The sequence below is a fragment of the Pseudomonas sp. Sample_22 genome (assembly GCF_004307635.1).
Lineage (GTDB): Bacteria > Pseudomonadota > Gammaproteobacteria > Pseudomonadales > Pseudomonadaceae > Aquipseudomonas.
Map to the genome: position 1 here is coordinate 29,859 of NZ_RCNY01000085.1, position 25,517 is coordinate 55,375.

A 25,517-nucleotide genomic window follows, 5' to 3' on the forward strand; every position below is an offset into this window, starting at 1 on the left:
CAGAGCGTGGGAACGATCCCCATTAAGCCGCCACCCGCGCCTGCAAACTCAAATGCGCCCGCTCCCCCGGTTTCAGGCACAGGCTGTCGGTGCCGCCGCTGGCCGCTTCCACGCAAACGAATTCAGATATCTCGTTCCAGCTCACCCCAAGCAACGGTCGTGATCCCGGATGCCACACCACCGTGTCAGCCGTATCGCCGGTATCGATGCACAACGCCCGATCCCAGGCGTGATCGTTAAGCTGCAACTCCCCGTCATGCTGAAACACCCGCTGGCATCCGCCATCGACCCGCAACTCGCCTTCCTGTTGGCAAATCTGTCGGTTCAACTGGTCGTAACCTTGCGCGCCTTCGAGCCCAGACAGCGCTACCTCACCGACATCGCCAATACGCCAGTAAGCGTGCAAAGCCTGGCTCAACTGGCATGGCATGTCGTCCTGATGCTCGGTACTCAAACGCAACTCCATGCGTTCCCCCAGGTGTGCATGCAGGTCCACTTGCCAGTCGCAGAGTTCAAGTTGCCAGTGCAAACGCACGCCATCCTCGTCACTGCTGCTATCGATCAGCTTCCAGTCGAGCAACCGCGCCCAACCATGGGACGGCCAGGCATTTTCGCTCGGATGACGGCCATACCATGGCCAGCACACCGGCACGCCACCACGGATCGCGCCCACCTGCGGCCACTTCGCCGCACACCACAGCCAGGGTTTCTGCCCCTTGGGTTGAAAGTGCAACAACTGCGCGCCCTGGCGACTGAACACCGCCTGACACAGCGGGTGATCAATGACCAACACGTCGCGCTTCTGATAGCGCTCCCAGGCAAACACCGGTCGTTCGCGCAAGGATTTGAAGAAGCGTTGTAGCGGATGCTCATGCATGTGCCACGGTCCTGAAAATCATCTGTCAGCGGGGTGCGCGGCCCTCCAAAAAAAAGCGGACAGCCTTGGCCGTCCGCAAAATGCGCACATAGAGAGGAGCTTATCGCAGTCGCGTTAGAACACCGACTGAATTTTCAGACCGGCCACCAGCGCGTTGTCGACTTCATCCACACCGCCCGGGTGGGTGATGTATTGCAAGTTAGGACGCACGGTCAGCCAGTTGGTGACGTGGAAACCGTAGTTAAGCTCGTAGTTGTACTCGGTCTCACGCAGTGGCGAGAACAGTGGATCGTTGTAGTCGCTGACGCCATTGGCGGCGTTGGTCAGCTCGGCGTTTTTCTTCACGTCATCGTTGACATGGATGCGGGCGAAACCGATACCGAGGTCATCTTTCGGACGTGCATCGAACGGGCCTTTGTACACGAACATCAGCGACTGGTAGTTGTCGACGATGTTGGTGTCCTTGTCGTGGAACGTCGCGTTGGCGGCGATGTTCAGACCGCGAGTGGCGTCACCGTTGTGGCTGGTGAGTTGCTGTTGCGCCACGAACCAGTAGCCGTGCTTGCTGCTGTGGCTGCGATAGGCATTGCCGCTGGTGGCCGCATCATTGCCGTTGTCATCCTCACGAACGTCATCGGCGCTGGCGGTGCTTTTGTAGTAACCGACACGGTATTCGCCCGGCAGGTTGCCAGGGTTGGGCAGCCACACCAGTTCAACCGGCAGGACGGTGCCTTTGGTACCACTGCCGCTGAGCTTGAAGCCGTTGCCGTGCTCCAGTTGCGACGGGTTCTGGTTGTACGCGCCGATCTGCGCATACCACTCAGGCGAGATGTTGTACTTCACGCGTATCGCCGCCTGGCTGACCGGCCAGTTGTACCAGATGTTGGTGGCCCAGTTACCCACTTGGGAACCGCAGAATGCCAGGTTCTGGAATTCGCACGGGAAGGTGTTGAAATCTTCACCCTCACCGAAGTAACCGGCCTTGACGTCGAGTTTGTTGTCGAAGAACTGATGCTTGATCCACAGTTGGGTCAGACGCACCATGTGGCCTCGGCCGTAGACTTCCTGGGACGAACTCAGGGTGCCGGCCCGCGGGTCGCCGACGCGGTCGTTGGAAATGTTTTCGCCGTTACGGTTGGTCAGCTGGATCTTGGCCTGGGTGTTATCCCAGCCGAACAGCTTTTCCAGGTCCAGCGCCGCGCCCAGACCAAACTGGTCACTGTAGCGCGCGGTCTTGTCGTCGTTGAAACCGCCATGCAGGTTGCCACCGACTTCACCGACGTAGTCCATCTTGATGTCGATGCCCTGCTCGATCAGCTTGGTACGCTCGCCACCCCAATCACCGGTCATCCACTCCGAATCGGCGCTGAACGCGTCAGCCGCGTGCACGCTACCGGCCAGCATCATTGCCGCAACGGCTGACAACTGGCAGATAAGCTGAGCACTGTTGTTCTTCTTCATCCCTACTTCCTCGTTTTATTGTTATTAACTTTTCTTTTTCCAACGCGGTTACATCAGTTGCGGCGGATGACAGGCCATCCGCCACGGATTCCCCCTGTGGAGATGGGCTTTTATGTGGGAGCTGGCTTGCCAGCGATGGCATCACCTCGGTTCGACGTCAAAACCAGTCGCCTGCATCGCTGGCAAGCCAGTCCCACAAAAATCCATTCCCACCTATGATCTTCAGCGGCCTTTGAACTGGGCGACGTTGGCAGCGTGCGCCTCGGTTTTCGGCACACCGGCAACCCCCAAGCGCTCGCCGGTCTTGGCATCGAACAGCAGCACTTTCGCCGGATCGAATTGCAGGGTCAGGGTCTCGCCGACTTGCGGCGCCACGTCCGGGGCCAAGCGGCAGCAGACCTTGGTGTCGTTGAGATTGACGAAAACGAGAGTGTCCGGGCCGGTTGGCTCGGTAACCTGGACCTCGGCGCGAATGGTCGGCAAACCATTGGCTTCACCGTTGGCCAGTACGATCTGCTCCGGGCGCATGCCGAGAATCACTTCGCGATCCTCGAGACCGGCGTCCTGCATGCCCAGCGGCAATTCGCACCGAGCCTGGCCACTGTCGAGCAGCGCCACCAGACGACCGTCCTTGCGCTGCAACCGCAGCGGGATGAAGTTCATCGGCGGCGAACCGATGAAGCTCGCCACAAACAGGTTGGCCGGGTCGTTGTAGATCTCTTTCGGTGTACCGAACTGCTGGATGATCCCGTCCTTCATCACCGCCACCTTGTCGCCCAGCGTCATCGCTTCGATCTGGTCGTGGGTCACGTAGACCGTGGTGGTTTTCAGGCGCTGGTGCATCAGTTTCATTTCGGTGCGCATCTCGACCCGCAACTTGGCGTCGAGGTTGGACAGCGGTTCGTCGAACAGATAAATCTTCGGTCGGCGCGCCAGGGCACGGCCCATCGCCACGCGCTGTTGCTGACCGCCGGAGAGCTGGCCCGGCTTGCGATTGAGCAGGTGCTCGATCTGCAACAGCTTGGCCACGCGGGCGACTTCTTCGTCGATCGCCGACTGGCTCATCTTGCGGATTTTCAGGCCGAACTCGATGTTCTCGCGCACGCTCATGGTCGGGTACAGCGCATAGGACTGGAACACCATGGCGATGTCGCGATCCTTGGGGCTCATGCCGCTGACGTCCTGGTCGCCGATCATGATCGCGCCGCCGGTGATGGTTTCCAGGCCGGCGATGCAGTTCATCAGGGTCGACTTGCCGCAGCCCGACGGGCCGACAAGGATCAGGAACTCACCGTCCTTGATCGACAGTTCGATGTTCTTCAGGGTGTCCGGCAAGCCGGCGCCGTAGGTCTTGTTTACATTGCGAAGTTCGAGCGTAGCCATGATTACCCCTTGACTGCGCCGGCCGTGAGCCCGCGCACGAAATACTTGCCTGCGACCACATAGACCAGCAGGGTCGGCAGCCCGGCGATCATCGCCGCTGCCATATCAACGTTGTATTCCTTGGCGCCGGTGCTGGTGTTGACCAGGTTGTTCAGCGCCACCGTGATCGGTTGCGAATCACCACTGGAGAACACCACGCCGAACAGGAAGTCGTTCCAGATCTGGGTGAATTGCCAGATCAGGCAGACCATGATGATCGGCGTCGACATCGGCAGAATGATCCGGCGAAAGATGGTGAAGAAACCCGCACCGTCGAGGCGCGCAGCCTTCACCAGCGCATCCGGAATGCTGATGTAGTAGTTACGGAAGAACAGCGTGGTGAACGCCAGGCCGTAGACCACGTGCACGAACACCAGGCCCGTGGTGGTACTTGCCAGGCCCATCTTGCCGAGGGTGAACGAGGCCGGCAGCAGGACGGTCTGGAACGGCAGGAAGCAACCGAACAGCAGCAGGCCGAAGAACAGCTGCGAACCACGGAAACGCCACATCGACAGCACGTAACCGTTCAAGGCACCGATGGCCGTGGAGATCAGCACCGCCGGAACGGTGATCTTGATCGAGTTCCAGAAGTAACCATCAACCGTGGCCCAGGCCTTGACCCAGCCGATGCCGCTGACCACGGTCGGCCAGCTCAGCAGATTGCCGGTGCTGATGTCTTCCGGGGTCTTGAAGCTGGTCAACAGCATGACCACCAGCGGAATCAGGTAAAGCAGCACAGCCAGGATGAGCACCGCGTAGATCGCGATGCGACTCAGGCTGATGGCAGGTTTGGCAGCGAGACTAGTCATGACGCTTGGTCCTCAGCTCGGAGTACAGGTAAGGCACGATGATTGCGAGAATCGCACCGAGCATCAGAATCGCACTGGCCGAGCCCATGCCCATCTGGCCGCGACTGAAGGTGAACGAATACATGAACATCGCTGGCAGGTCCGAGGAGTAACCCGGGCCGCCGGCCGTCATCGCCGCCACCAGGTCGAAACTCTTGATCGCAATGTGCGCCAGAATCATCACGGCACTGAAGAACACCGGACGCAGGCTTGGCAGCACCACTTTCCAATAGATGCGCGGCATGCTCGCGCCATCGATCTGCGCGGCACGGATGATCGATTGATCAACGCCCCGCAGGCCGGCGAGGAACATCGCCATGATGAAACCCGAGGCTTGCCAGACAGCGGCAATCACCAGGCAATAGACCACGCGATCCGGGTCGATCAGCCAGTCCAGGCGGAAGCCTTCCCAGCCCCAGTCACGCAACAATTTGTCCAGGCCCATGCCGGGGTTGAGCAGCCACTTCCATGCGGTACCGGTGACGATCATCGAGAGCGCCATCGGGTACAGGTAAATGGTGCGGATGAAACCTTCGCGCCGGATGCGCTGGTCGAGGAACACCGCCAGCAGCACGCCGATCACCAGGGTGATGCCGATGAACATGCCGCCGAACAGCGCCAGGTTCTTGCTCGCCACCCACCAGCGGTCGTTGTCGAACAGCCGCGCGTATTGCGCCAGCCCTGCCCACTTGTAATTGGGCAGGAATGTTGAGGTCGTGAACGACAGAATGAACGTCCACAGGATGTAGCCATAGAAGCCCACCAGAACGATGAACATGCTCGGCGCCAGCACCAGTTTTGGAAGCCAGCGCTGCAATGCATCGAACGGCGAGGCCTTGCTGAACACAGCAACAGAACTCATGGGAAGATCCAGTACGAGGAATAAAATCTTCAGGCGATCCCGGTAGGAGAGGCTTCTGTGGGAGCTGGCTTGCCAGCGATCGCATCACTCGGGTGCAACTGTTGAACCGAGGTGCCTGCATCGCTGGCAAGCCAGCTCCCACAAAAAACGGCTGCTACAGGGGGCGGGTGAGGACGACCTTATTTGGCCGACTGAACCGCCGCGCCCAGTTTCTTGGCCGCATCGGCCGGGTCGGCTTTCGGGTCGTTGATGAAGTTGGTCACGACATCGAAGAACGCACCCTGTACCGCCAGCGTGGTCGCCATGTTGTGCGCCATGCTCGGCTGCAAGCCGCCGGACTTGGCGTCAGCCAGGAAGTCCTTGGCTGCCGTCTGGGCGCACGAGTCGAAACCGTACTTGCCCATGTCGGCCAGCATGTCGTTGCGCACCGGGATCGAACCTTTGTTGATGCTGAAGACTTTCTGGAAGTTTTCACCCAGCACGACTTTGGCGATGTCCTGCTGACCGGCAGCGGTGCCTTTGTCTTTCTGCTTGAACACCGCCAGCGAGTCGATGTTGTAAGTGAACGCCTTGTCGGTGCCCGGGAACGCTACGCACTCGTAGTCCTTGCCGGCGACTTTCCCGGCGGCAGTCCATTCGCTCTTGGCCCAGTCACCCATGATCTGCATGCCGGCCTTGCCGTTGATGACCTTGGCCGCTTCCAGGTTCCAGTCCTGGCCTTTGCCGTCGGCATCCATGTAGGTCGCGACTTTCTTCAGCTCGGTCAGCGCCTTGACCATTTCCGGACCGGTCAGCGCCTTGTTGTCCAGATCGACCAGGGCTTTCTTGTAGCCATCAACGCCCATGACCGACAGCACGACAGCTTCGAACACGGTGCTGTCCTGCCATGGCTGACCGCCGTGGGCCAGCGGGATGAAGCCGGCAGCCTTGAGCTTGTCGCCAGCGGCGTAGAATTCTTCGAGGGTGGTCGGGTTCTTGGTGATACCGGCTTTCTTGAAGACTTCCGGGTTGATCCACAGCCAGTTCACCCGGTGAATGTTCACCGGCACGGCCACGTAATCACCCTCGTACTTCACGGTATCGGAGACTTTCTTGTCGAGCAGGCTGTCCCACTTCTCTGCTTTGGCAACGTCTTCGAGCACGTCGGTGTCGAGCAGACCGGTCGACGCCCACTCCTGGATGTCCGGCCCCTTGATCTGCGCAACGCCTGGCGGGTTGCCGGCAACGGCGCGGCTTTTCAGCACGGTCATGGCCGTCGCACCGCCACCGCCGGCCACGGCGCCGTCTTTCCAGGTGAAACCGTCTTTTTCGACTTGGGCCTTGAGCACATCAACGGCGGCTTTTTCACCACCGGACGTCCACCAGTGCACGACTTCGACCGAACCTTTGGAGTCGGCAGCGGAAACACTGAGCGGCAGCATTGCGAGCGGGAACAGGGAGGCGACAGAAATGACAGTAGCGAGGCGAGAAATCGCATTCATCTGAGATGTACCTTTCTTGTTGTTATGCATGCAAGTCTGGTGCTTGCGCTGCACAGGAGTTTAAACAGGACGCCTCCCCTCGCAGGTAACGAAGGGACGCGCGAATGTCACCGCATGGTTACACAGAACCGCCCTGGGACATTTGCGCCAGAGCCGTTGCCATACTGGGCGACAACGGTAGTCGAGGGATCAGCACGGCTTGCCAGGCGTGATACAGATCCGGTTTGCCCGGCCAGATATCAGCACTAGGGCGATTCAGCGGATCGAGTTCGTGATGCCAGCTGCCGTCGCATCGGTCGATGAAAAAACTGTCACAGAATTCCCAGAACAGTCGGTACCAGCGCTCGAATTGTTCATCACCGGTACGCTGCAACAGGGCGCTGGCGGCGGCACTGGCTTCGCAATGAGTCCAGTGCAGGCGATGGCGGACCACTGCTTTGTTGTCCCAGTCGAGGGTGTAGACAACGCCCGGTGCGCCGTCGACATCCCAGCCGTGCAGGCAATTTTGCTCGAAGAGTTTTTGCGCGTCGGTGGCCAGCCATCCGGGTGTCAGCATGCCGGCCTGCACTCGCGCCGCTTCGAGATGCAGGAGCAACCGCGCCCATTCGAATCCATGGCCCGGCGTGGTGCCGTAAGGACGGAATCCATCGGCCGGGTTGTCGTGGTTGTATTCGCGCAGCGGCTGCCAGTCGCGGTCGAAATGCTCGATCACCAGGTAGTCGTTGGCAGCGGCATGGCCGTGGATCACTCGCTCGACGATACGCTGCGCACGGCACAGCCAGCGGTTGTCGTCAGTGACATCGGCCAGGGCGAGAAAGGCTTCGGTGGCGTGCATGTTGCTGTTCGCGCCGCGATACGACTCCTCTTCGCTCCAGTCGCGATTGAAGGACTCGCGCATGGCGCCCTCCTCCTCACTCCAGAAGTAGGTGTCGATAATGTCGATGGCGTCATCGAGCAACGCTTGTGCGCCGGGACGCTGGGCGACTAACGCGGAACTGGCGGCCAGCGCGACAAAGGCATGCAGATAGGCATTCTTGCAGGTGTTGCCGTCGCGGTGTTCGGCCACCGCAAACCAGCCACCGTGCACGGCATCGCGCAACGGTCCGCGCAGAGCTTCGACGCCATGATCGACCAGCGCTGCAAACCCCGGCAGGCCTTGAATGTGGGCCATGGCGAAGCTGTGGGTCATGCGTGCGGTGATCATGGTTTGCGCTTGCGCATTGGCCGCAAGGTGACCTTTTTCATCGAGGTTACCGAAGCCTTCGGGAAGCTTCGAAGCTTTGGCGAACGCCAACAGACGCAACCCTTCGGTGGCGAGCCATTGCTGATGGGCAGATGCGTTCAGCCAACTGCTGAAGGCAGGTTGGAAGCTGTGCATGGAGGACCTTTTTTGTTGTTATGACTGAGGGCCAGCATAAACAACGGGCAATGGCGGGCTTGTAACGAAGGGGCCGGGTTTTGTCACCAGTCTGTGACATTTGCTTTGCATTCATCGCGAGCAAGCTTTGCTCCTACAGTGCGTGGTGCCTGTAGGAACAAAGCTTGCTCGCGATGAACGATAACGCGGTCGTCAGTCTAGACTTCGAGGCAATTGAAGGGTTACGCGCAACCCGCCCTCACGCAAATTCTGCAGGCTGACTTCACCACCATGGCTATGGGCAATGTTGCGGGCGATTCCCAGCCCCAGGCCATACCCCTGCTGCTGCCCGGCCAAACGAAAGTGCGGCTCGAACACCTGCTCCAGCCGCTGCTCCGGGACCCCCGGCCCTTCATCATCGACGTGCAAAACAAACGCACTGTCGTCGTCATCGATGTGCAGATGCGCGTTCTGCCCGTACTTGAGGGCATTGTCGATCAGGTTGCCGATGCAGCGCTTGAGCGCCAATGGCTTGCCCGGATACGCCGCCAGCGCCCGCCCCTGCTGGGTCACGCGGCCATTGCCGTTGGGTGCCAGATACGGTTCCACCAGACAATCGAGCACATGATTGAGATCCACCGGCTCGATGTTCTCGTGGATGTCGGTGTCTTTCACGCATTGCAGCGCGCCTTTGACCAGCAGCTCCAGCTCATCCAGATCACGGCCGAACTTGGCTTGCAGCTTTTCGTCTTCGAGCAGTTCGACGCGCAGGCGCAAGCGGGTGATCGGTGTGCGCAGATCGTGGGAAATCGCGCTGAACAACTGGCTGCGTTCAGTCAGGTAACGGCTGATGCGCTCGCGCATGGTGTTGAAGGCGCGACCGACTTCGACCACTTCACTGCCGCCACCTTCGGCCACCGGCTCGACGTCGGCGCCCAGCGACAAATCCCGCGCGGCCCGCGCCAGGCGCTTGAGCGGACGGCTCTGCCAGTGCACCAACAGACCGATGAACAACAGCAGGAAACCGCTGGTGAGTACGATGAACCACACCTGCTGCGCCGGCAGGCCTTGTTCTTCGAGGCTGGTGTAGGGCTCGGGCAGCAGCGAGGCGATGTACAACCATTCGCCGGGTGCCATCTGGATTTGCGTGACCAGCACGGGCGGATTAACCGGCTCCAGGGTCAGCGCGTAATGCGCCCAGGAGCGTGGCAGCTCGTCGAGCTTCAGGCCGGCGTTGAAAATCCGCAGATCCTCGGGGCTGACGAAGGTCACCGAAATATCGGTGTCATGGCCAAGGGACTGGCGCAACACTTCGTCCACCGCGTTGATCACCGCTTCCTTGCGCGGGGTGATTGGCAGCACGTCCATGCCCAGGGGTTTGTCATTGAGCGTCACCACGAACCGCGTACCGCCCATGCTACGCAACTGGTCGAGCACCAACGGCCGAAACGCCACGGGCAAAGAACGGAAGTAACTGACGCTGGCGGTCATCGAATGGGCAAGGCTGCGGGCGCTGGTGACCAGGCCTTCAAGCTGGGTAGCACGCAATTGCGAGACCCAGATCACGCTCGATAACGTCTGGGCGAACAGCACCGCCAGCAGGGTCAGCAGCAACATGCGCCCCAACAGCGAGCGCGGCACCGGCACGCGCCCTGCGAGGTTGCGCAGGGATTCAGTGACCATTGCTGGCAATCACATTGGCTGCCAGTTGATAACCGCTGCCACGCACAGTGCGAATCAGCCGGGGCGGTTTCTCGGTGTCGCGCAGACGCTGGCGCAATCGGCTCACCGCCATGTCGACAATGCGGTCGAGCGGCATCAGTTCACGACCGCGGGTGGCGTTGCCGATGGTGTCGCGGTCGAGGATTTCCTGGGGGTGATCGAGGAACAGTTTCAGCAAGGCGAAATCGGCGCCGGACAGAATCACTTCTTCACCGTCGATGTGAAACAGCCGGTGGCTGACCATGTCCAGCCGCCAGTCATCGAAGGCCAGCACTTCCCCACCGCTGCGCTCCTGGCCGAACTGCGCACGACGCAGCAACGCCTTGATGCGCGCCTGCAATTCGCGAGGGCTGAAGGGTTTGCCGAGGTAATCGTCCGCGCCCAGCTCCAGGCCGATCACCCGGTCAGCCTCGTCGGAGCTGGCGGTGAGCATGATGATCGGCACCTGAGCCCGCCGCGGGTGCTGACGAATCCAGCGACACAAACTGAAACCGTCTTCGTCCGGCAACATCACATCGAGGATCACCAGATCACTGGGTTCGTCATTCAAGGCCTGGCGAAAACCGGCGCCATCGGGCGTGGTACGTACCTGAAACCCGGCGCGGGTCAGGTAGGTGTCCAGCAACTCGCGTATCTCTTGATCGTCATCGACCAACAAAATCGACTTGTTGACTGAGCTCACTTCGAAGGCATCCTTGTTGTTGGAATTGGGGCGGATTATGCCTGATGAACGGATCGTTCCCACGCTCTGCGTGGGAATGCCTCAAGGGACGCTCCGCGTCCAGTGACGCGGAGCGTCACGGGCTGCATTCCCACGCGGAGCGTGGGAACGATCACTGGTGTGCCTGTTCGAGGGCCACACCGGCGCCTACTAGCCCGGAATACGGTGCCGTCACCAGCCACACCGGAATCCCCTTGAAGTAATCGCTCATGCACCCCTTGTCGGCGAAGCATCTTGCGAAACCGCTTTCGAGGAAGAAATCGGCAAAGCGTGGAATCACCCCGCCCACGATGTACACGCCACCGCGCGCACCGGTAGTAAGTACGTTGTTGCCGGCTACTCGACCGAGCCAGCAGCAGAACTGCTCAAGCACTTCCACCGCAATCGGGTCTCCCGCCAGACCGGCAGCGGTGATCGCTTCCGGTGTCTCAAGCACCGGCTCATGCCCGTCCACCGCACAGATTGCCCGATAAACCCGTGGCAAGCCGCCGCCGCTCAATGCCGTTTCAGCGCTGACATGCCCGATTTCATTGAAGATGTGCTGCCACAGTTGAGTCTCGCGAGGGCTGCTCAGCGGCAAGTCGACGTGGCCACCCTCCCCCGGCAGTGCGGCAAATCGGCCTTCGCCGAGATCGAGCAAAGTGCCGACGCCCAACCCCGTGCCGGGACCGATCACCACCGCCGGCCGCAACGGCTCCGGCGTGCCTTCGCAGACCACGCGGAATTCGCCGGGCTGCAAACGGGTCATGCCCAGCGCCATGGCCGAAAAATCGTTGACCAGCAACAGCTGATCCACCTGCAAGGTCTGGCAGAAGACCTTGCGGCTCAAACGCCAGTGGTTGTTGGTGAACTTGAATTCATCGCCGCTCACCGGGCCGGCCACCGACAGGCACACCGAACCGATAGCCCCCGGTGCCAGGCCGAGCCCGCTCAGGTAAAGGCTGATTGCCTGTTCCGGATTGGCGAAATCTGCTGTCGCCAGCACCTGGACCGATTCCAGCTGCTGGTTTTTCCACAACGCGAAACGTGCGTTGGTCCCACCGATGTCACCGACCAAAGCCAGTTTCAATTAAGCGTCTCCAGGGCAGAAGTAAAGGCGCTGGCGCCCTGCTCCGCCGAGCTGAAGGCCATGCGCATGAAACCAAACAGTTCGCGACCGGTGCCGATGTTGTTACCCAACAGGCCTTTGGCCGGCGTGCGCGCTGCGAATTCTTCGGCGTCCACCTTAAGCTCCAGGGTGCCTTTGACGCCATCGACGCGGATGATATCGCCCTCTTGCACCCGCGCCAAAGCGCCGCCGACATAAGCTTCGGGGCTGACGTGAATCGCTGCCGGGATTTTCCCCGACGCGCCGGACATGCGCCCGTCGGTCACCAGCGCAACCTTGAAGCCGCGATCCTGCAGCACACCGAGGAACGGCGTCATCTTGTGCAGTTCCGGCATGCCGTTGGAGCGCGGCCCCTGGAAGCGCATCACCGCGACAAAATCCTTCTCCAGCAATCCGGCCTTGAACGCATCCGCCAGGTCCTGCTGATCCTGGAACACCATTGCCGGCGCTTCCACAATCTGGTTTTCCAGCGCCACGGCGGACACCTTCATCACGCCGCGACCGAGGTTGCCTTCCATCACGCGCAAACCGCCTTCTGGCGAGAATGCCCGAGCGACCGGCCGCAGAATGCTTTCATCAAGGCTCTCGGTCACGCCTTCGCGCCATACCAGTTCACCGTTGTCGAGGAACGGCTCCTTGGTGTAGCGGCTCAGGCCATGGCCGAGCACGGTGTTGACGTTTTCATGGAGCAGCCCGGCTTCCAGCAGTTCGCGGATCAGGAACGACATGCCACCCGCGGCCTGGAAGTGGTTGATGTCGGCCTTGCCGTTCGGGTAGACGTGGCTCAGGGTCGGCACCACCTCGGAGAGGTCGGCCATGTCCTGCCAGGTCAACTGAATGCCCGCCGCCATGGCAATGGCCGGCATGTGCAGGGTGTGGTTGGTCGAGCCACCGGTGGCATGCAGCGCCACGATGGAGTTGACCAGCGAACGCTCGTCGACGATTTCACCGATCGGCAGGTAGTCGCCGTTCTGTTTGGTAATGCGCGTCACCTGATGCGCCGCTTCGCGGGTCAGGGCGTCACGCAGTGGCGTGTTCGGGTTGACGAAGGACGCACCCGGCAAGTGCAGGCCCATGACTTCCATCAGCAATTGGTTGGTGTTGGCGGTGCCGTAGAAGGTGCAGGTGCCGGGGCTGTGGTAGGAATTCATTTCCGACTCCAGCAGTTCCTCGCGGCTGGCCTTGCCTTCGGCGTAGCGCTGGCGCACGTCGGCTTTCTGCTTGTTGGAAATACCGGAGACCATCGGCCCGCCCGGCACGAAGATCATCGGCAGATGACCGAAGCGCAACGCGCCCATCATCAGGCCCGGGACGATCTTGTCGCAGATGCCGAGCATCAGCGCGCCGTCGAACATGTTGTGGGATAACGCCACGGCGGTGGACAGCGCGATCACTTCACGGCTCGGCAGGCTCAGCTCCATGCCCGGCTCGCCCTGGGTCACGCCATCGCACATGGCCGGTGTACCACCGGCGAACTGGCCGACGGAGCCGATTTCGCGCAGGGCTTTCTTGATCAGTTCAGGGAAGACTTCGTACGGCTGGTGCGCCGAGAGCATGTCGTTATATGACGAAACAATTGCAATGTTCGCGGAATTCATCATCCGCAAGCTCTTCTTGTCGTCGCTGCCGCAACCGGCCACGCCGTGGGCGAAGTTGGCGCATTGCAGCTTGCCGCGCATCGGGCCGTCGCTGGCCGCACCGCGAATCAATGCAAGGTAAGCCTCACGCGTGGCGCGACTGCGGGCGATAAGCCGTTCGGTGACCTCAAGGACGCGGGGATGCATGTGTAGAACTCCAGGCTAACGGATGTGGCGACCTGATTGTCTATGCTGATCAAACGCCGGTGTCGATGGGATGACAGACGGTTTTCTTGATCGGTTGGACCAGTTGATTCAGGTCACTCGTTGTAGATTGAACAAAATATTGCCATCAAAAAGGCTTGTTTTCTATTTTTTTGCGAATAATCTTGTAATTCCAACAACAAAACGACGGTGGCGCTGTTAATGACTCTTCGAATTGCAATCAATGGTTTTGGCCGGATTGGCCGTAACGTCCTGCGCGCACTCTATACCCAGGGCTACCGTCAGGATCTGCAGATCGTTGCCATCAACGATCTCGGAGACAGCGCTATCAATGCGCACCTGCTCAAATACGACACCGTTCACGGCACATTCGACGCGGATGTCCAGCACGATCAGGAAAGCCTGACCGTCAATGGCGACCGTATTGCCGTTAGCGCCATTCGCAACCCGGCCGACCTGCCCTGGGCCGCGGAAAAAATTGATGTGGTGTTCGAATGCACCGGCCTGTTCACCGACCGCGCCAAGGCTGCCGCGCATATTACGGCCGGCGCACGCAAAGTGATCATCTCGGCGCCAGCCAAAGGCGCCGACGCCACCGTGGTCTACGGGGTCAACCACGACATTCTGCGCCAATCGCACCAGATCATTTCCAACGCCTCGTGCACCACCAACTGCCTGGCCCCGGTGGCCCAGGTGCTGCACCGCGAGTTGGGCATCGAAAGCGGTTTGATGACCACCATCCACGCTTACACCAACGACCAGAACCTGACCGACGTTTACCACAGCGACCCGTACCGTGCGCGCTCGGCCACCCAGAACATGATCCCGAGCAAGACTGGCGCCGCTGAAGCGGTCGGCCTGGTGCTGCCGGAACTGGCGGGCAAACTGACCGGCATGGCGGTGCGTGTACCGGTGATCAACGTATCGCTGGTGGACCTGACCGTGCAGCTGAAAAAAGAAGCCAGCGCGGAAGAAGTCAACGCCCTGCTCAAGCACGCCAGCCAGCATTCGAAGATTCTCGGCTACAACACCTTGCCGCTGGTTTCCAGCGACTTCAACCACAACCCGCTGTCGTCGATTTTCGACGCCAACCACACCAAGTCCAGCGGCAAGCTGCTCAAGGTACTGGCCTGGTACGACAACGAATGGGGCTTCTCCAACCGCATGCTCGATAACTGCCTGGCGCTGTGCAACGCCGAATAACCTTCGCCTGTTGCGCCTTATCCGATCCTGCAGGAGCCAGGCTTGCCGGCGAAGAACGATAACGCGGTACCAATGAATAACCGCGGTGTCGGGTTCGCGGGCAAGCCTCGCTCATACAGGCAGGCGATGGCGTCCTCAGCCCCCTCGCAAATCGCCCTGTGGAAAACCCCATGATCGGTATCAGCTTCACGCAAAAAACCATGGCGGCGCGCAAGCGTATCGCCCTGGTGGCCCATGACCACTGCAAGGTATTTCTGCTCGATTGGGCCGCACGACAGAAAGACCGTCTCGCCCAGCATGAACTGGTCGCCACCGGCACCACGGGATTGTTGTTGCAACAACGCCTCGATCTGCCAGTGGAAAGCATGATCAGCGGCCCACTGGGTGGCGACCAGCAGCTTGGCGCGCGAATCGCCGAGCAACGGGTCGACATGCTGGTGTTCTTCTGGGACCCATTCGAACCGCAACCACACGACCCGGACATCAAGGCGTTGCTGCGGGTCGCGGCGGTCTGGAACATTCCGGTAGCGTGCAATGAATGCAGCGCCGATTATTTGCTCAGCAGCCCGATGATGGATCAACAACACTCGCATCGGATTCCGGATTACGCGACCTATTTGCAGGGCCGCGCGTAATCATCAACAAAATCAAGACTTGACCATGCGCGTGGATGATAAGCATTATCATTCACTCAAAATGGATCAGGTCTTCCCGTGAGTCAATCGCGCTTCAACGACGTCTTCATTACCCAGCGAGTCTCCCTGCTACGCACGCTGGAGCGAATGGTCAACAATCACAGCACCGCCGAAGACCTGTTGCAGGAGACCTACCTGCGAGTGACCCGCGCTCTCAGTGAGCGGGCCATCGATCATCTTGAACCGTTTGTCTTCCAGACTGCCCGCAATCTGGCACTGGACCATTTGCGTGCGCGACGCATCCATTCTCGGACCATGGTCGAGGACGTGCCCGTGGACGTGGTGCAAAGTGTTGCCGCCCCCGCCAGCAGCGCCGAAGACGCCGCCCATGCCGAACAATTGCTCGAGCGTCTGAACGTACGCCTCAGTCAACTCAGCCCCCGTCAGCAACAGATTTTCATCCTCAGCCGCCTGCACGGTCACAGTTATCTGGAGATTGCTGAAAAACTCGGCGTTTCGCTCAGCACCGTGCAGAAGGAGCTGAAACTGATCATGACGATCTGTATCGGCGTCGCCGAACGGTCAAGCGGCCACTGAACCGGCTGCGGCTCGACGGGTCTGGTCATCAGGGCTACCCTTGCCGCTCTTTTCAGTTTCACTACAAAAACAGCCGTGCACAGACACTGCCGAGGAAACACCGTGACGGACACCCACCGCTCCCCTTCGCCCTCACCGGCGCAGGCTACTGCAGACGCGATGGACCAGGCCCTGGACTGGCTGATCGTGCTGGACAGCCCGAGCGAAGAGCAGACGCGCCAGTTCCATGCATGGCTCGCGGCAGACGCGGCGCATGCCGACGCGTTCGCCAAGGCCCAGGCGATCTGGAACGGCCCGCAAGTCACGCAATGCGCACAAAGCCTGGCTGCCCGCCCGACCAAGGTCACGCTTTTGGCTCGCTTGCGCCCGCACTGGAAACCCTTGGCCACGGCGGCCGTGCTGATCCTCGGTCTGTTCAGCTTCAGCAATCTGCCCATGCGCCTGCAGGCCGATCATTTGACCGTAGTTGGCGAGCGCCAGCGCCTGCAACTGGAGGACGGCTCGAAAGTCCTGCTAAACACCAACTCGGCGTTTTCCAGCACCATCAACGACCAGCAACGCCAGGCACGTCTGTTTCAAGGCGAGGCATTTTTCGAGGTTCAGCCCCATCGTGATCGGCCACTGGAAATCAACGCGGGCCTGGTTACCGCCAGCGTGCGCGATACGGCATTTGCCGTGCGCTACCTTGACGGCGTGACCCAGGTTCGCGTGCAGCGCGGTGATGTCGACTTGCGCGCCACCCATGACGACGCACGGGTTCGCCTGACCGCCGGAGAGAGCATCCGCATCGGCCCCAACGGCTTCGACCGCCCGGCCAAGCTGGATGCAGCCACCGACCTGGCGTGGGTCCAGGGACGCCTGGTGTTTGAAAACTGCCCGCTGAACCAGGTGCTCGCTGAGCTGCGTCGTTACTATCCGGGCTGGATCATCAACAACAACGAGCAGTTGGCCGCGGTTGCCGTGACGGGAAATTATCGTCTCGATCAGCCGCTGGACGTGGTTCGCTCGCTGGCCCACATCACTTCCGCGCAACTGAAGGAATACCCGGCGCTGGTGATCTTGAACTGAATGAGAATTATTTTTACTCGATAGCCGTTCCCCGTACGTCTCGTTATAGCCAATGCAATTGATTCGCATCTAAACCTGCCAATCAGCACCTATAAAGATTCGTGCGACACGGAGCGCTATCGATGTCCTCTCGCCTTACCCGCCAATCCCCTTCACCTTCCCGTGTGCTGTCGCTGCTGACCGCCGCCATCCTGATGGCCGGCAGCGCCCCGCTGATGGCGGCTACTGCTACCGAACAGCAGACCCGCAAAATGGGCGACTACGCATTCACCATCGCGCCGCAATCACTGGTCTCGGCACTCAATGCCTTTACCGCCGTGACAGGCTGGCAGGTAGGCTTGCCGGCCGAGCTCGCGCAAGGGGTCGCTTCGCCGGGTGTGCGCGGGTCGTTGCCTGCGGACAAAGCCTTGGATCGCCTGTTGGTGGGGACCAACCTGAGTTATCGCAAACTGGGTGACAACAACATCGTGCTGGAGCGTAGCACCACCGGCAGCGCGCTCAATCTGCAACAGACGACCATCAGCGCCACCCGCCAGGAGCAATCGGTGGACAGCGTGCCCAGCACGGTCACTGTCCACACGCGCGAAGAACTGGACCGCAACAACGTCAATACCATCAAGGATCTGGTGCGCTACGAGCCGGGCGTTTCGGTGGGCGGTGCCGGCACCCGCGGCGGGATCAGCGGCTTCAACATCCGCGGCATCGACGGTAACCGGGTTCTGACCCAGATTGACGGGGTCGAAGTCCCCAACGGTTTCTTCAACGGCCCCTATGCCAAGACCCAGCGCAACTACGTCGACCCGGAAATCGTCAAACGCGTCGAGATCCTCCGCGGCCCCGCTTCGGTGCTCTACGGCAGCAACGCCATCGGCGGCGCGGTCAGCTACTTCACCCTCGATCCGGACGACATCATCAAGCCCGGCCAGGATGTTGGCGCACGCTTGAAGACCGGCTACAGCTCCGCTGACGAGAGCTGGCTGAAATCCGCCACCGTGGCCGGTCGTGCCGATCAATTCGACGGCCTGCTGCATTACAGCCAGCGCGACGGTCACGAAACCGAATCCTATGGCAACAACAACGGTACCGGTCTGAGCCGCACGGCGGCCAACCCGGAGGACGTACGCACCAGCAACGTCCTGGCCAAGGTCGGCTGGAATTACCAGGACGACGCACGCCTTGGCCTGACCTACGAGAAGTACAAGGACGATCGCGATAGCGACCAGAAAAGTGCCTATGGCGGCCCGTTCTTCGAGGGCGCCCCCACCATCCCGGCGAGCATTTTGCCTGGTGGCATGTACCAGTGGCGCACCGGTAACGACACGATCACCCGCGAGCGTTTTGGCCTGGAACACAGCTTCGCCCTGGACAGCCTGCTGACGGACAATATCAAGTGGAGCCTGAACCATCAGATTGCCAAGACTGACCAGAGCACCGACGAGTTCTATTTCCCGATCACTCGCCAGGTACTGCGAACCCGCGACACTCTCTACGAAGAAAAGCAGTGGGTGTTCGATTTGCAGCTGGATAAATCTTTCAGCATTGCCGACACCGAGCACTTGCTGACTTACGGCACCACCCTCAAGCAACAGAAAGTCACCGGCTCGCGCAGCGGTAACGGCACCTGCCTGGCGGTCGGTCGCGGCTGCACTGCCATTGGCGCCAGCAGCCCGGCGGACGTGCTGAAAAAATCCTCGGATTTCCCGGACCCGACCATCAACACCTACAGCGTGTTCGCCCAGGATCAGATCAGCTGGAACAAGTGGACCTTCCTGCCGGGCTTGCGCTACGACTACACCGAACTCAAGCCGGATATCACCGACGAATTCCTCAACACCGTTTCGGCTGACGGTCGCGGCACCGTCAGCGACGAAAACAAGACCTGGCACAAAGTCTCGCCCAAGTTCGGCCTGACCTACGCCCTGACCGATAACTACACCTGGTACGGCCAGTACGCCGAAGGCTTCCGCACCCCGACCGCGAAGGCTTTGTACGGGCGTTTCGATAACACCGCGGCGGGTTACAGCGTGGAACCCAACCCGGACCTGGAACCGGAAAAAAGCCAAAGCTACGAGACGGGCCTGCGGGGCAACTTCGAGCAGGGCTCATTCGAAATGGCGGTGTTCTACAACAAGTACCGCGACTTCATCAACGAAGACGCTGTCACTCCGGGTTATGACCAACCGACCTTCCAGAGCGCCAACATCAAGCACGCCACCATCAAGGGCGCGGAAATCAAGGGTCGCCTGAACCTCGATACCTTGGGTGCACCACAAGGTCTCTATACCCAGGGCTCGGTGGCCTACGCCTACGGTCGCAACAACGACAATGGCGAGCCGATCAACAGCGTCAACCCGCTGACCGGCGTGTTTGGTCTGGGTTACGACCAGGACAACTACGGCAGCTTGCTCAGCTGGACCCTGGTGAAAAAGAAGGACCGCGTCGACGACAGCAACTTCAAGTCGCCGGACGGCGTCAGCAGCCAGTTCAAGACGCCGGGCTTCGGCATCCTCGACCTGACCGGGTTCTACAAGGTGACCAACGACGTCACCCTCAGCGGCGGCATCTACAACCTGACCGACAAGAAGTACTGGCTGTGGGATGACGTGCGCGGCTACGACAGCGTCGGCGAAGCCTCGGTGACCCAACCGGCCAACCTTGATCGCCTGACCCAGCCGGGTCGCAATTTCGCCATCAACCTGATCTGGGATATCTGACCGGCCTCACCTCTCTGCGCGGCTTCACAGGGCTGCGCAGTGAGGTTTTTTTACTGCCTGGCCCGAGCTGATTCGTCTCGTTAACAAGCGTTTCTTTTTCTTCCAAAGGATTTGTCATGACCACTCAGGACACCGTTCAATCCCCGAGCCTGCGTTCCCAACGCCTGAACCAGATCACCCACGAGCCCCACACCAGACTCGATGCCCTGGTCAAAGCCCACGCGCCTTTTGAATCCCGGGCCAGCTTCGCCCGCTTCGTGGTGGCGCAGTACCTGTTCCAGTCGGAGCTGGTGTCGCTGTACAACGATGCTCAACTGATCGCCATCGTCCCGGACCTCTGCGCTCGCTGCCGCGCCGAAGCGGCCAAGGCCGACCTGGCGGACCTGGACACCGACGTTCCGGCACCGGTCGCCGGTGCGGTGAACAACCCAGGCAAGGCCCAAGCGCTGGGCTGGCTGTTCGTTTCCGAAGGCTCGAAGCTGGGTGCGGCGTTCCTGATCAAGCGTGCCGTGGGCCTGGGTTTGAGCGAAACCTTTGGTGCACGGCACTTGGGCGAGCCGGCCGGTGGTCGTGCGCAAGGCTGGAAGAGCTTCGTCAAAACCCTCGATGGACTGTCGCTCAGCGCAGAGGAAGAAGCCGAACTGGATAAAGGCGCCATCGATGCGTTCAATCGGTTCACGGTGTTGCTGGAACAGGCTTACTCCACCACCCCGGAAATCGCCTGACGGTTTAAAAATCCTGTGGGAGCGGGCTTGCCCGCGATGGCGGCTTCACATCCATTAGAGATGCTGAATTGGAAAATGCTATCGCGGGCGAGCCCGCTCCCACAGGGACCGAGCAACTTCCCCAGATCCTGATCTAGCCTCGATACCTGCCTTGAGCCCATGCCCGCCTCCTCAAAACTAACCCGCGTTCTCTTCGGCCTGCTGGCCTACGTCAGCCTGGGTATCGGCCTGATCGCCATCGTCATTCCCGGCCTGCCGACCACCGAATTCATCCTGCTGGCCGCCTGGGCCGCCACTAAAAGTTCGCCACGCCTGAGTGCCTGGCTGGAAAGTCATCGATTGTTCGGTCCCATCCTCAGCAATTGGCGCAACGGCAGAATCATCGCGCGCCGGGCCAAAGTCAGCGCCACGGTCAGCATGCTGTTATGTGCCGGTCTCATGCTGGTAATGCTCGACCATGGCTGGCCGATTTATCTGGCGATCGTCGGGATGGGGCTGGGCAATCTGTGGATCTGGTCGCGGCCTGAATCGCCGACGCGACGCACCTGAATGCACCGCGATTTTTCCTGTTTTTGAGCCTGCTTTCGGCACATTTTCCCGCGCAAACGTTCAACCATGACCGTTCGTCGGCATGCTGCTCATGCAATCTCGGCTTCGCGCCGATGTGGATGGAATGGCGCTAAATGGATTTGGCGGATCGAGCCGCTCCGGCTCACAGCCAACTATTCATCCATTCGCGAGCTCGCCCCATGTTCGACTCACTGTCCATCCGCCTGAAAATTGTCCTGCTCTCCGGCCTCTGCCTGCTCGGCGTCGTCGCGTTGATCGTGGGCATGAACTTCTATCAGACCAATCAGAACGATGAACTGGTCAGCGACTCCAGCAGCAGAATGCTCACCGCCAGCGTGCAGGACTTGCTGCAGGCCAAGGCCGCCGAGCAAGCGGTTCGGGTGCAGAAGACGTTCGGTGAAACCCTGACGGTAGTGACCGCGTTGGCGGATCAGATCAACGACATGCGCAACCTCGCCGCCAAGCGCTCGCTCGAGCCCGGTGCCCTGCGCGAAGAGTTGAACCAGAGCTTGAAGACCGCATTCGAGCGCAACAGCAAAGTGCTGGGGATCTGGCTGGCGTTCGAACCCAACGGCCTCGACGACAAGGACAGCGAGTTCGCCAATGATGCCGCCCGTCAGTCCAACGAGGCGGGTCGCTTCGCTACGTACTGGAGCCGCGCCGGGGGTGAAGCGCTCAATACCATCATGGTCGAAGAGGACATGACCAAGACCACGCTTAACCTCAGCGGCACGCCCTACAACATCTGGTACACCTGCCCGCGGGACAGCAAGCGCACCTGCCTGCTCGACCCGTACGCCGATACGGTCGGTGGCAAGGAAGTGTTGATGACCACCATTTCCGTTCCGCTGCTGGTGGAGGGCAAATCCATCGGCGTGGTCGGTATCGACATCGCGCTCGACGCCCTGCAAGCTGCGGCGGTCGATTCCCAGCGTGAACTGTTCAACAGCGCCGGACACATGCTGATTGTCTCCGGCACGGGCGTCATGGCCGCCTACAGCGTCGACGCCAGCAAAGTCGGCAAAAGCATCGGCGATACCCTCGGCGCTGATGGCAAGGATGTCTTGCAACTGCTCGGCGCCGGCACCGCGAAAATTCTCCAGCAGGGTGACCTGATCCGCGCGGTGTACCCGGTCAGCCCGATTGCCGATTCCAAAGCCTGGGGCGTGGTCATCGACCTGCCCAGGCAAGTGCTGCTGGCGGATTCGGTGAAGCTGCAATCAGTGCTCGACGACGCCCAGCAAACTGGCACGATCAAAGCCATTGTGGTGGCGATCATTGCCGGCCTGATCGGCTTGCTGCTGATGTGGCTCACCGCTTCGGGCGTGACCCGGCCGATCAACAGCGTGGCCGACATGCTCAAGGCGATCGCCAGTGGCGACGGCGACCTGACCCAGCGCCTGCACTACAGCAAGAAGGATGAATTGGGCGAGCTGGTCAGTTGGTTCAACCGGTTCCTCGACAAACTGCAACCGACCATCGCGCAGATCAAGCAAAGCATCACCGACGCACGCGGCACCGCTGACCAGTCTTCGGAAATCGCCCGTCAAACCAGCGAAGGCATGCAGGTGCAGTTCCGCGAAATCGACCAGGTCGCCACCGCTTCCAATGAGATGAGCGCCACCGCCCACGACGTCGCCAACAGTGCGTCGAATGCGGCAAGCGCCGCCAAAGGCGCCGATCAATCGGCCCGCGATGGCATGCAGATCATCGAGCGCAGCACCCGCGACATCAATCAACTGGCCGATGAAGTCAGCAAGGCCGTGACCGAGGTCGAGGCACTGGCGGTCAACAGCGAGCAGATCGGTTCGGTGCTGGAGGTAATCCGCAGCATCGCCGAGCAAACCAACCTGCTGGCGCTCAACGCGGCGATCGAAGCCGCGCGTGCCGGCGAGAGTGGTCGTGGTTTTGCGGTGGTGGCTGACGAAGTGCGCAACCTGGCCAAACGCACCCAGGACTCGGTGGAAGAAATTCGCCTGGTGATCGAACGTATCCAGAGCGGCACACGCGGCGTGGTTGCCACCATGCATTCAAGCCAGACCCAGGCCCACAGCAACGCCGGGCAAATCCAGCAAGCGGTGCAGGCCTTGAGCAAAATCAGCGACGCAGTCACCGTGATCAGCGACATGAACCTGCAAATCGCCAGCGCCGCGGAACAGCAAAGCGCCGTAGCCGAAGAGGTCAACCGCAACGTCTCGGCGATCCGCACCGTCACCGAAACCCTGACCGGCCAGGCTACCGAATCGGCGCACATCAGCAGCCAACTCAACAGCCTGACGACCCAGCAAATGAAGTTGATGGATCAGTTCCGCGTTTGAAAACGCACCCGGCAGGAGCAAAGCTTGCTCGCGATAGCGCAGGGTCAGACACTGCATAGCTGACTGTCACGCCGCCATCGCGAGCAAGCTCAGCTCCTGCATGGGGTTTTCATCTATCTATGCTCGGCCTCTCGTTTGGCAAGCCCTTCGATGCGAGCGGGCTCACTCCCGCAGGTTGATGCATTCCATGCAGGAGTGCTCACAACCTCAACACCCCGCTGTACAGCCCATAGGCTGCCAACCCGGCGCCGCAGATGACGCAGGTAAATATGCCCTTCTCGACCGGTGTGAACAGCGGTTTACCCTGTTCACGCCTGGCCTTGGCGAACAGGATCACGCCCGGCGCATACAGCAAGGCCGAGAGCAGCAAATACTTCAAACCACCGGCGTACAACAACCACACCGCGTAACTCAGGGCGACGCCGCCGATCAACAGATCCTTGGTCCGTTCTGCCGAAGCGTGCTCATAGGTTTCACCGCGCCCGCTCAACAACACCGCATAGGCCGCCGACCACAGATACGGCACCAGAATCATCGACGAGGCCAGGTAAATCAGGCTGGTGTAGGTGCCGGCGGAAAACAGCGTGATCAGCAGGAACAGCTGAATCATCACGTTGGTCAGCCATAGCGCATTGACCGGCACATGATTGGCGTTTTCCTTGGTCAGGAACGCCGGCATGGTCTTGTCTTTCGCCGTGGCGAACAGGATCTCGGCACACAGCAGCGCCCACGAGAGCAACGCGCCCAGCAGTGAAATCGCCAGACCCACGCTGATCAGCAACGCGCCCCACGGGCCGACGATATGCTCCAGCACCGACGCCAGCGACGGGTTCTGCAAGGTGGCCAACTCCGGTTGGCTCATGATGCCCAGCGACAACACGTTGACCAGCACCAGTAACGCCAACACACCGAGAAAACCAATGACCGTGGCCCGCCCCACATCCGAACGTTTCTCCGCCCGCGCCGAATAGACACTGGCGCCTTCGATACCGATGAACACAAAGACAGTGACCAGCATCATGTTGCGCACCTGGTCCATCACGCTCCCGAAACTCGGGTTGCTGCGCCCCCAGATGTCACGGGTAAACACATCGGCCTTGAACGCCACCGCAGCAATCACGATGAACAGGATCAACGGCACGATCTTGGCCACCGTGGTCAGCAGGTTGATGAACGCCGCCTCTTTGATTCCGCGCATCACCACAAAATGCACCGTCCACAACAGCACCGAGGCACAGGCAATGGCAATCGGCGTATTGCCCTCGCCGAAAACCGGAAAGAAAAACCCCAGCGTGCTGAAGAGCAAAACGAAGTAGCCGACGTTGCCCAGCCAGGCGCTGATCCAGTAACCCCATGCCGAGGAAAACCCCATGTAATCGCCAAAGCCGGCCTTGGCGTAGGCGTACACCCCCGAGTCCAGCTCCGGTTTGCGATTGGCCAGGGTCTGGAACACAAACGCCAGGGTCAGCATGCCGACGGCGGTGATTGCCCAACCAATCAATATCGCACCGGCATCGGCTTTGGCGGCCATGTTCTGCGGCAAGGAAAATATTCCACCGCCAATCATCGAGCCCACGACCAGAGCGATCAGCGCGCTCAGGCGAAGCTTTTGCTGGGTTTGCGACATTGTTGCGCCTCCAATGGCTCGGAAAATACCGGGTTATCTTCTTATTATCTAATTGGGTAGAGCGTAATAACCTTTATTCGTTAACGCCAATTTACGACTCTTACTGAGCGCTTATAGATTCACCCTTTTTTATAGCGATTCGCTTTAAGCGTGCCCCTCAATAAAACTATTTGCTACTGAAATTACCTCCGCAAAGTTTGCGTCCGCCTAAAAACGAACTAGCGTCATAAAGCAGCAACACGATCCGTTAAATACTTAAAACACGACGCGTCTAGGACAGGCTTTTCAGAATGCTGACTTGTGCCTGCGAATATTTGGTGAGCTTTTATCCACAATGTGAGCATGCACTGATCCATGTCAGCTGATTGAGTTGTAAACAGAACCAAGCTGTTAACCCTC

Annotated in this window: 20 protein-coding genes; 8 read left to right on the forward strand and 12 right to left on the reverse strand. The window is 60.2% G+C overall.

Annotation, left to right across the window (positions count from 1 at the left end; genetic code table 11):
* Positions 1-22: 22 nt before the first annotated feature.
* The 11 genes from D8U73_RS23095 to edd form a co-directional block, all read right to left on the reverse strand.
* Positions 23-877, reverse strand: coding sequence for a D-hexose-6-phosphate mutarotase (locus tag D8U73_RS23095; protein WP_056852622.1), 855 nt, complete (start codon positions 875-877; stop codon positions 23-25).
* Between the two features lie 114 nt (positions 878-991).
* The gene (locus D8U73_RS23100) at positions 992-2,338 is read right to left on the reverse strand and encodes a carbohydrate porin (RefSeq protein WP_056852623.1); all 1,347 of its coding nucleotides are present in this window, start codon (positions 2,336-2,338) and stop codon (positions 992-994) included.
* A gap of 222 nt (positions 2,339-2,560) precedes the next feature.
* Positions 2,561-3,721 (reverse strand): sn-glycerol-3-phosphate ABC transporter ATP-binding protein UgpC, encoded by a 1,161-nt coding sequence (gene ugpC, locus D8U73_RS23105; RefSeq protein WP_130905885.1) that lies wholly within the window; start codon positions 3,719-3,721, stop codon positions 2,561-2,563.
* A 2-nt stretch (positions 3,722-3,723) separates the two neighbouring features.
* On the reverse strand, positions 3,724-4,569 hold the full coding sequence (locus tag D8U73_RS23110) for a carbohydrate ABC transporter permease (RefSeq protein WP_056852625.1): 846 nt from the start codon (positions 4,567-4,569) through the stop codon (positions 3,724-3,726).
* The gene (locus D8U73_RS23115; protein ID WP_056852626.1) at positions 4,562-5,470 is read right to left on the reverse strand and encodes a sugar ABC transporter permease; all 909 of its coding nucleotides are present in this window, start codon (positions 5,468-5,470) and stop codon (positions 4,562-4,564) included. Before D8U73_RS23115 ends, D8U73_RS23110 begins: the two co-directional genes overlap by 8 nt.
* Positions 5,471-5,649: 179 nt before the next feature.
* Complete coding sequence (locus tag D8U73_RS23120) at positions 5,650-6,951, reverse strand: ABC transporter substrate-binding protein (protein WP_056852627.1); 1,302 nt, start codon at positions 6,949-6,951, stop codon at positions 5,650-5,652.
* Between the two features lie 118 nt (positions 6,952-7,069).
* Complete coding sequence (locus tag D8U73_RS23125; protein WP_130905886.1) at positions 7,070-8,329, reverse strand: AGE family epimerase/isomerase; 1,260 nt, start codon at positions 8,327-8,329, stop codon at positions 7,070-7,072.
* 192 nt (positions 8,330-8,521) lie between these two features.
* Positions 8,522-9,991 (reverse strand): ATP-binding protein, encoded by a 1,470-nt coding sequence (locus D8U73_RS23130; protein ID WP_130905887.1) that lies wholly within the window; start codon positions 9,989-9,991, stop codon positions 8,522-8,524.
* A complete protein-coding gene (locus D8U73_RS23135) occupies positions 9,981-10,712 on the reverse strand; it encodes a response regulator transcription factor (protein WP_056852630.1) in 732 nt (243 codons plus the stop codon). The genes D8U73_RS23130 and D8U73_RS23135 overlap by 11 nt, the downstream gene beginning before the upstream one ends.
* A 151-nt stretch (positions 10,713-10,863) precedes the next feature.
* Entirely contained in the window at positions 10,864-11,820 is a 957-nt protein-coding gene (locus D8U73_RS23140) for a glucokinase (RefSeq protein ID WP_056852631.1), read from the reverse strand.
* Positions 11,817-13,643, reverse strand: a complete 1,827-nt coding sequence (gene edd, locus D8U73_RS23145) for a phosphogluconate dehydratase (protein ID WP_056852632.1) — start codon at positions 13,641-13,643, stop codon at positions 11,817-11,819. Before edd ends, D8U73_RS23140 begins: the two co-directional genes overlap by 4 nt.
* A 219-nt stretch (positions 13,644-13,862) precedes the next feature.
* Between edd and gap the strand changes: the two genes are divergently transcribed.
* The 8 genes from gap (at position 13,863) to D8U73_RS23185 (ending at position 23,491) form a co-directional block, all read left to right on the forward strand.
* Positions 13,863-14,864 carry a type I glyceraldehyde-3-phosphate dehydrogenase gene (gap, locus tag D8U73_RS23150; RefSeq protein ID WP_056852633.1) on the forward strand — a complete coding sequence of 334 codons (1,002 nt, stop codon included), beginning with the start codon at positions 13,863-13,865 and terminating at the stop codon, positions 14,862-14,864.
* Between the two features lie 170 nt (positions 14,865-15,034).
* Positions 15,035-15,499 (forward strand): methylglyoxal synthase, encoded by a 465-nt coding sequence (locus tag D8U73_RS23155; protein ID WP_056852634.1) that lies wholly within the window; start codon positions 15,035-15,037, stop codon positions 15,497-15,499.
* Positions 15,500-15,577: 78 nt separating this feature from the next.
* Positions 15,578-16,096 carry a sigma-70 family RNA polymerase sigma factor gene (locus tag D8U73_RS23160; RefSeq protein ID WP_130905888.1) on the forward strand — a complete coding sequence of 173 codons (519 nt, stop codon included), beginning with the start codon at positions 15,578-15,580 and terminating at the stop codon, positions 16,094-16,096.
* Positions 16,097-16,198: 102 nt separating this feature from the next.
* Positions 16,199-17,164, forward strand: a complete 966-nt coding sequence (locus tag D8U73_RS23165) for a FecR domain-containing protein (protein ID WP_130905889.1) — start codon at positions 16,199-16,201, stop codon at positions 17,162-17,164.
* A 122-nt stretch (positions 17,165-17,286) separates the two neighbouring features.
* On the forward strand, positions 17,287-19,878 hold the full coding sequence (locus D8U73_RS23170) for a TonB-dependent receptor (RefSeq protein ID WP_130905890.1): 2,592 nt from the start codon (positions 17,287-17,289) through the stop codon (positions 19,876-19,878).
* A gap of 116 nt (positions 19,879-19,994) precedes the next feature.
* Positions 19,995-20,603, forward strand: coding sequence for a biliverdin-producing heme oxygenase (locus D8U73_RS23175; RefSeq protein WP_130905891.1), 609 nt, complete (start codon positions 19,995-19,997; stop codon positions 20,601-20,603).
* A gap of 159 nt (positions 20,604-20,762) precedes the next feature.
* Complete coding sequence (locus D8U73_RS23180) at positions 20,763-21,152, forward strand: YbaN family protein (RefSeq protein WP_056852640.1); 390 nt, start codon at positions 20,763-20,765, stop codon at positions 21,150-21,152.
* A 200-nt stretch (positions 21,153-21,352) separates the two neighbouring features.
* Positions 21,353-23,491: a methyl-accepting chemotaxis protein gene (locus D8U73_RS23185; RefSeq protein ID WP_130905892.1), complete on the forward strand. Its 2,139-nt coding sequence runs from the start codon at positions 21,353-21,355 to the stop codon at positions 23,489-23,491.
* A gap of 199 nt (positions 23,492-23,690) precedes the next feature.
* On the opposite strand, the gene arcD is transcribed toward D8U73_RS23185, so the two are convergent.
* Positions 23,691-25,118, reverse strand: a complete 1,428-nt coding sequence (gene arcD / locus D8U73_RS23190) for an arginine-ornithine antiporter (protein WP_056852641.1) — start codon at positions 25,116-25,118, stop codon at positions 23,691-23,693.
* Between the last annotated feature and the right edge of the window lie 399 nt (positions 25,119-25,517).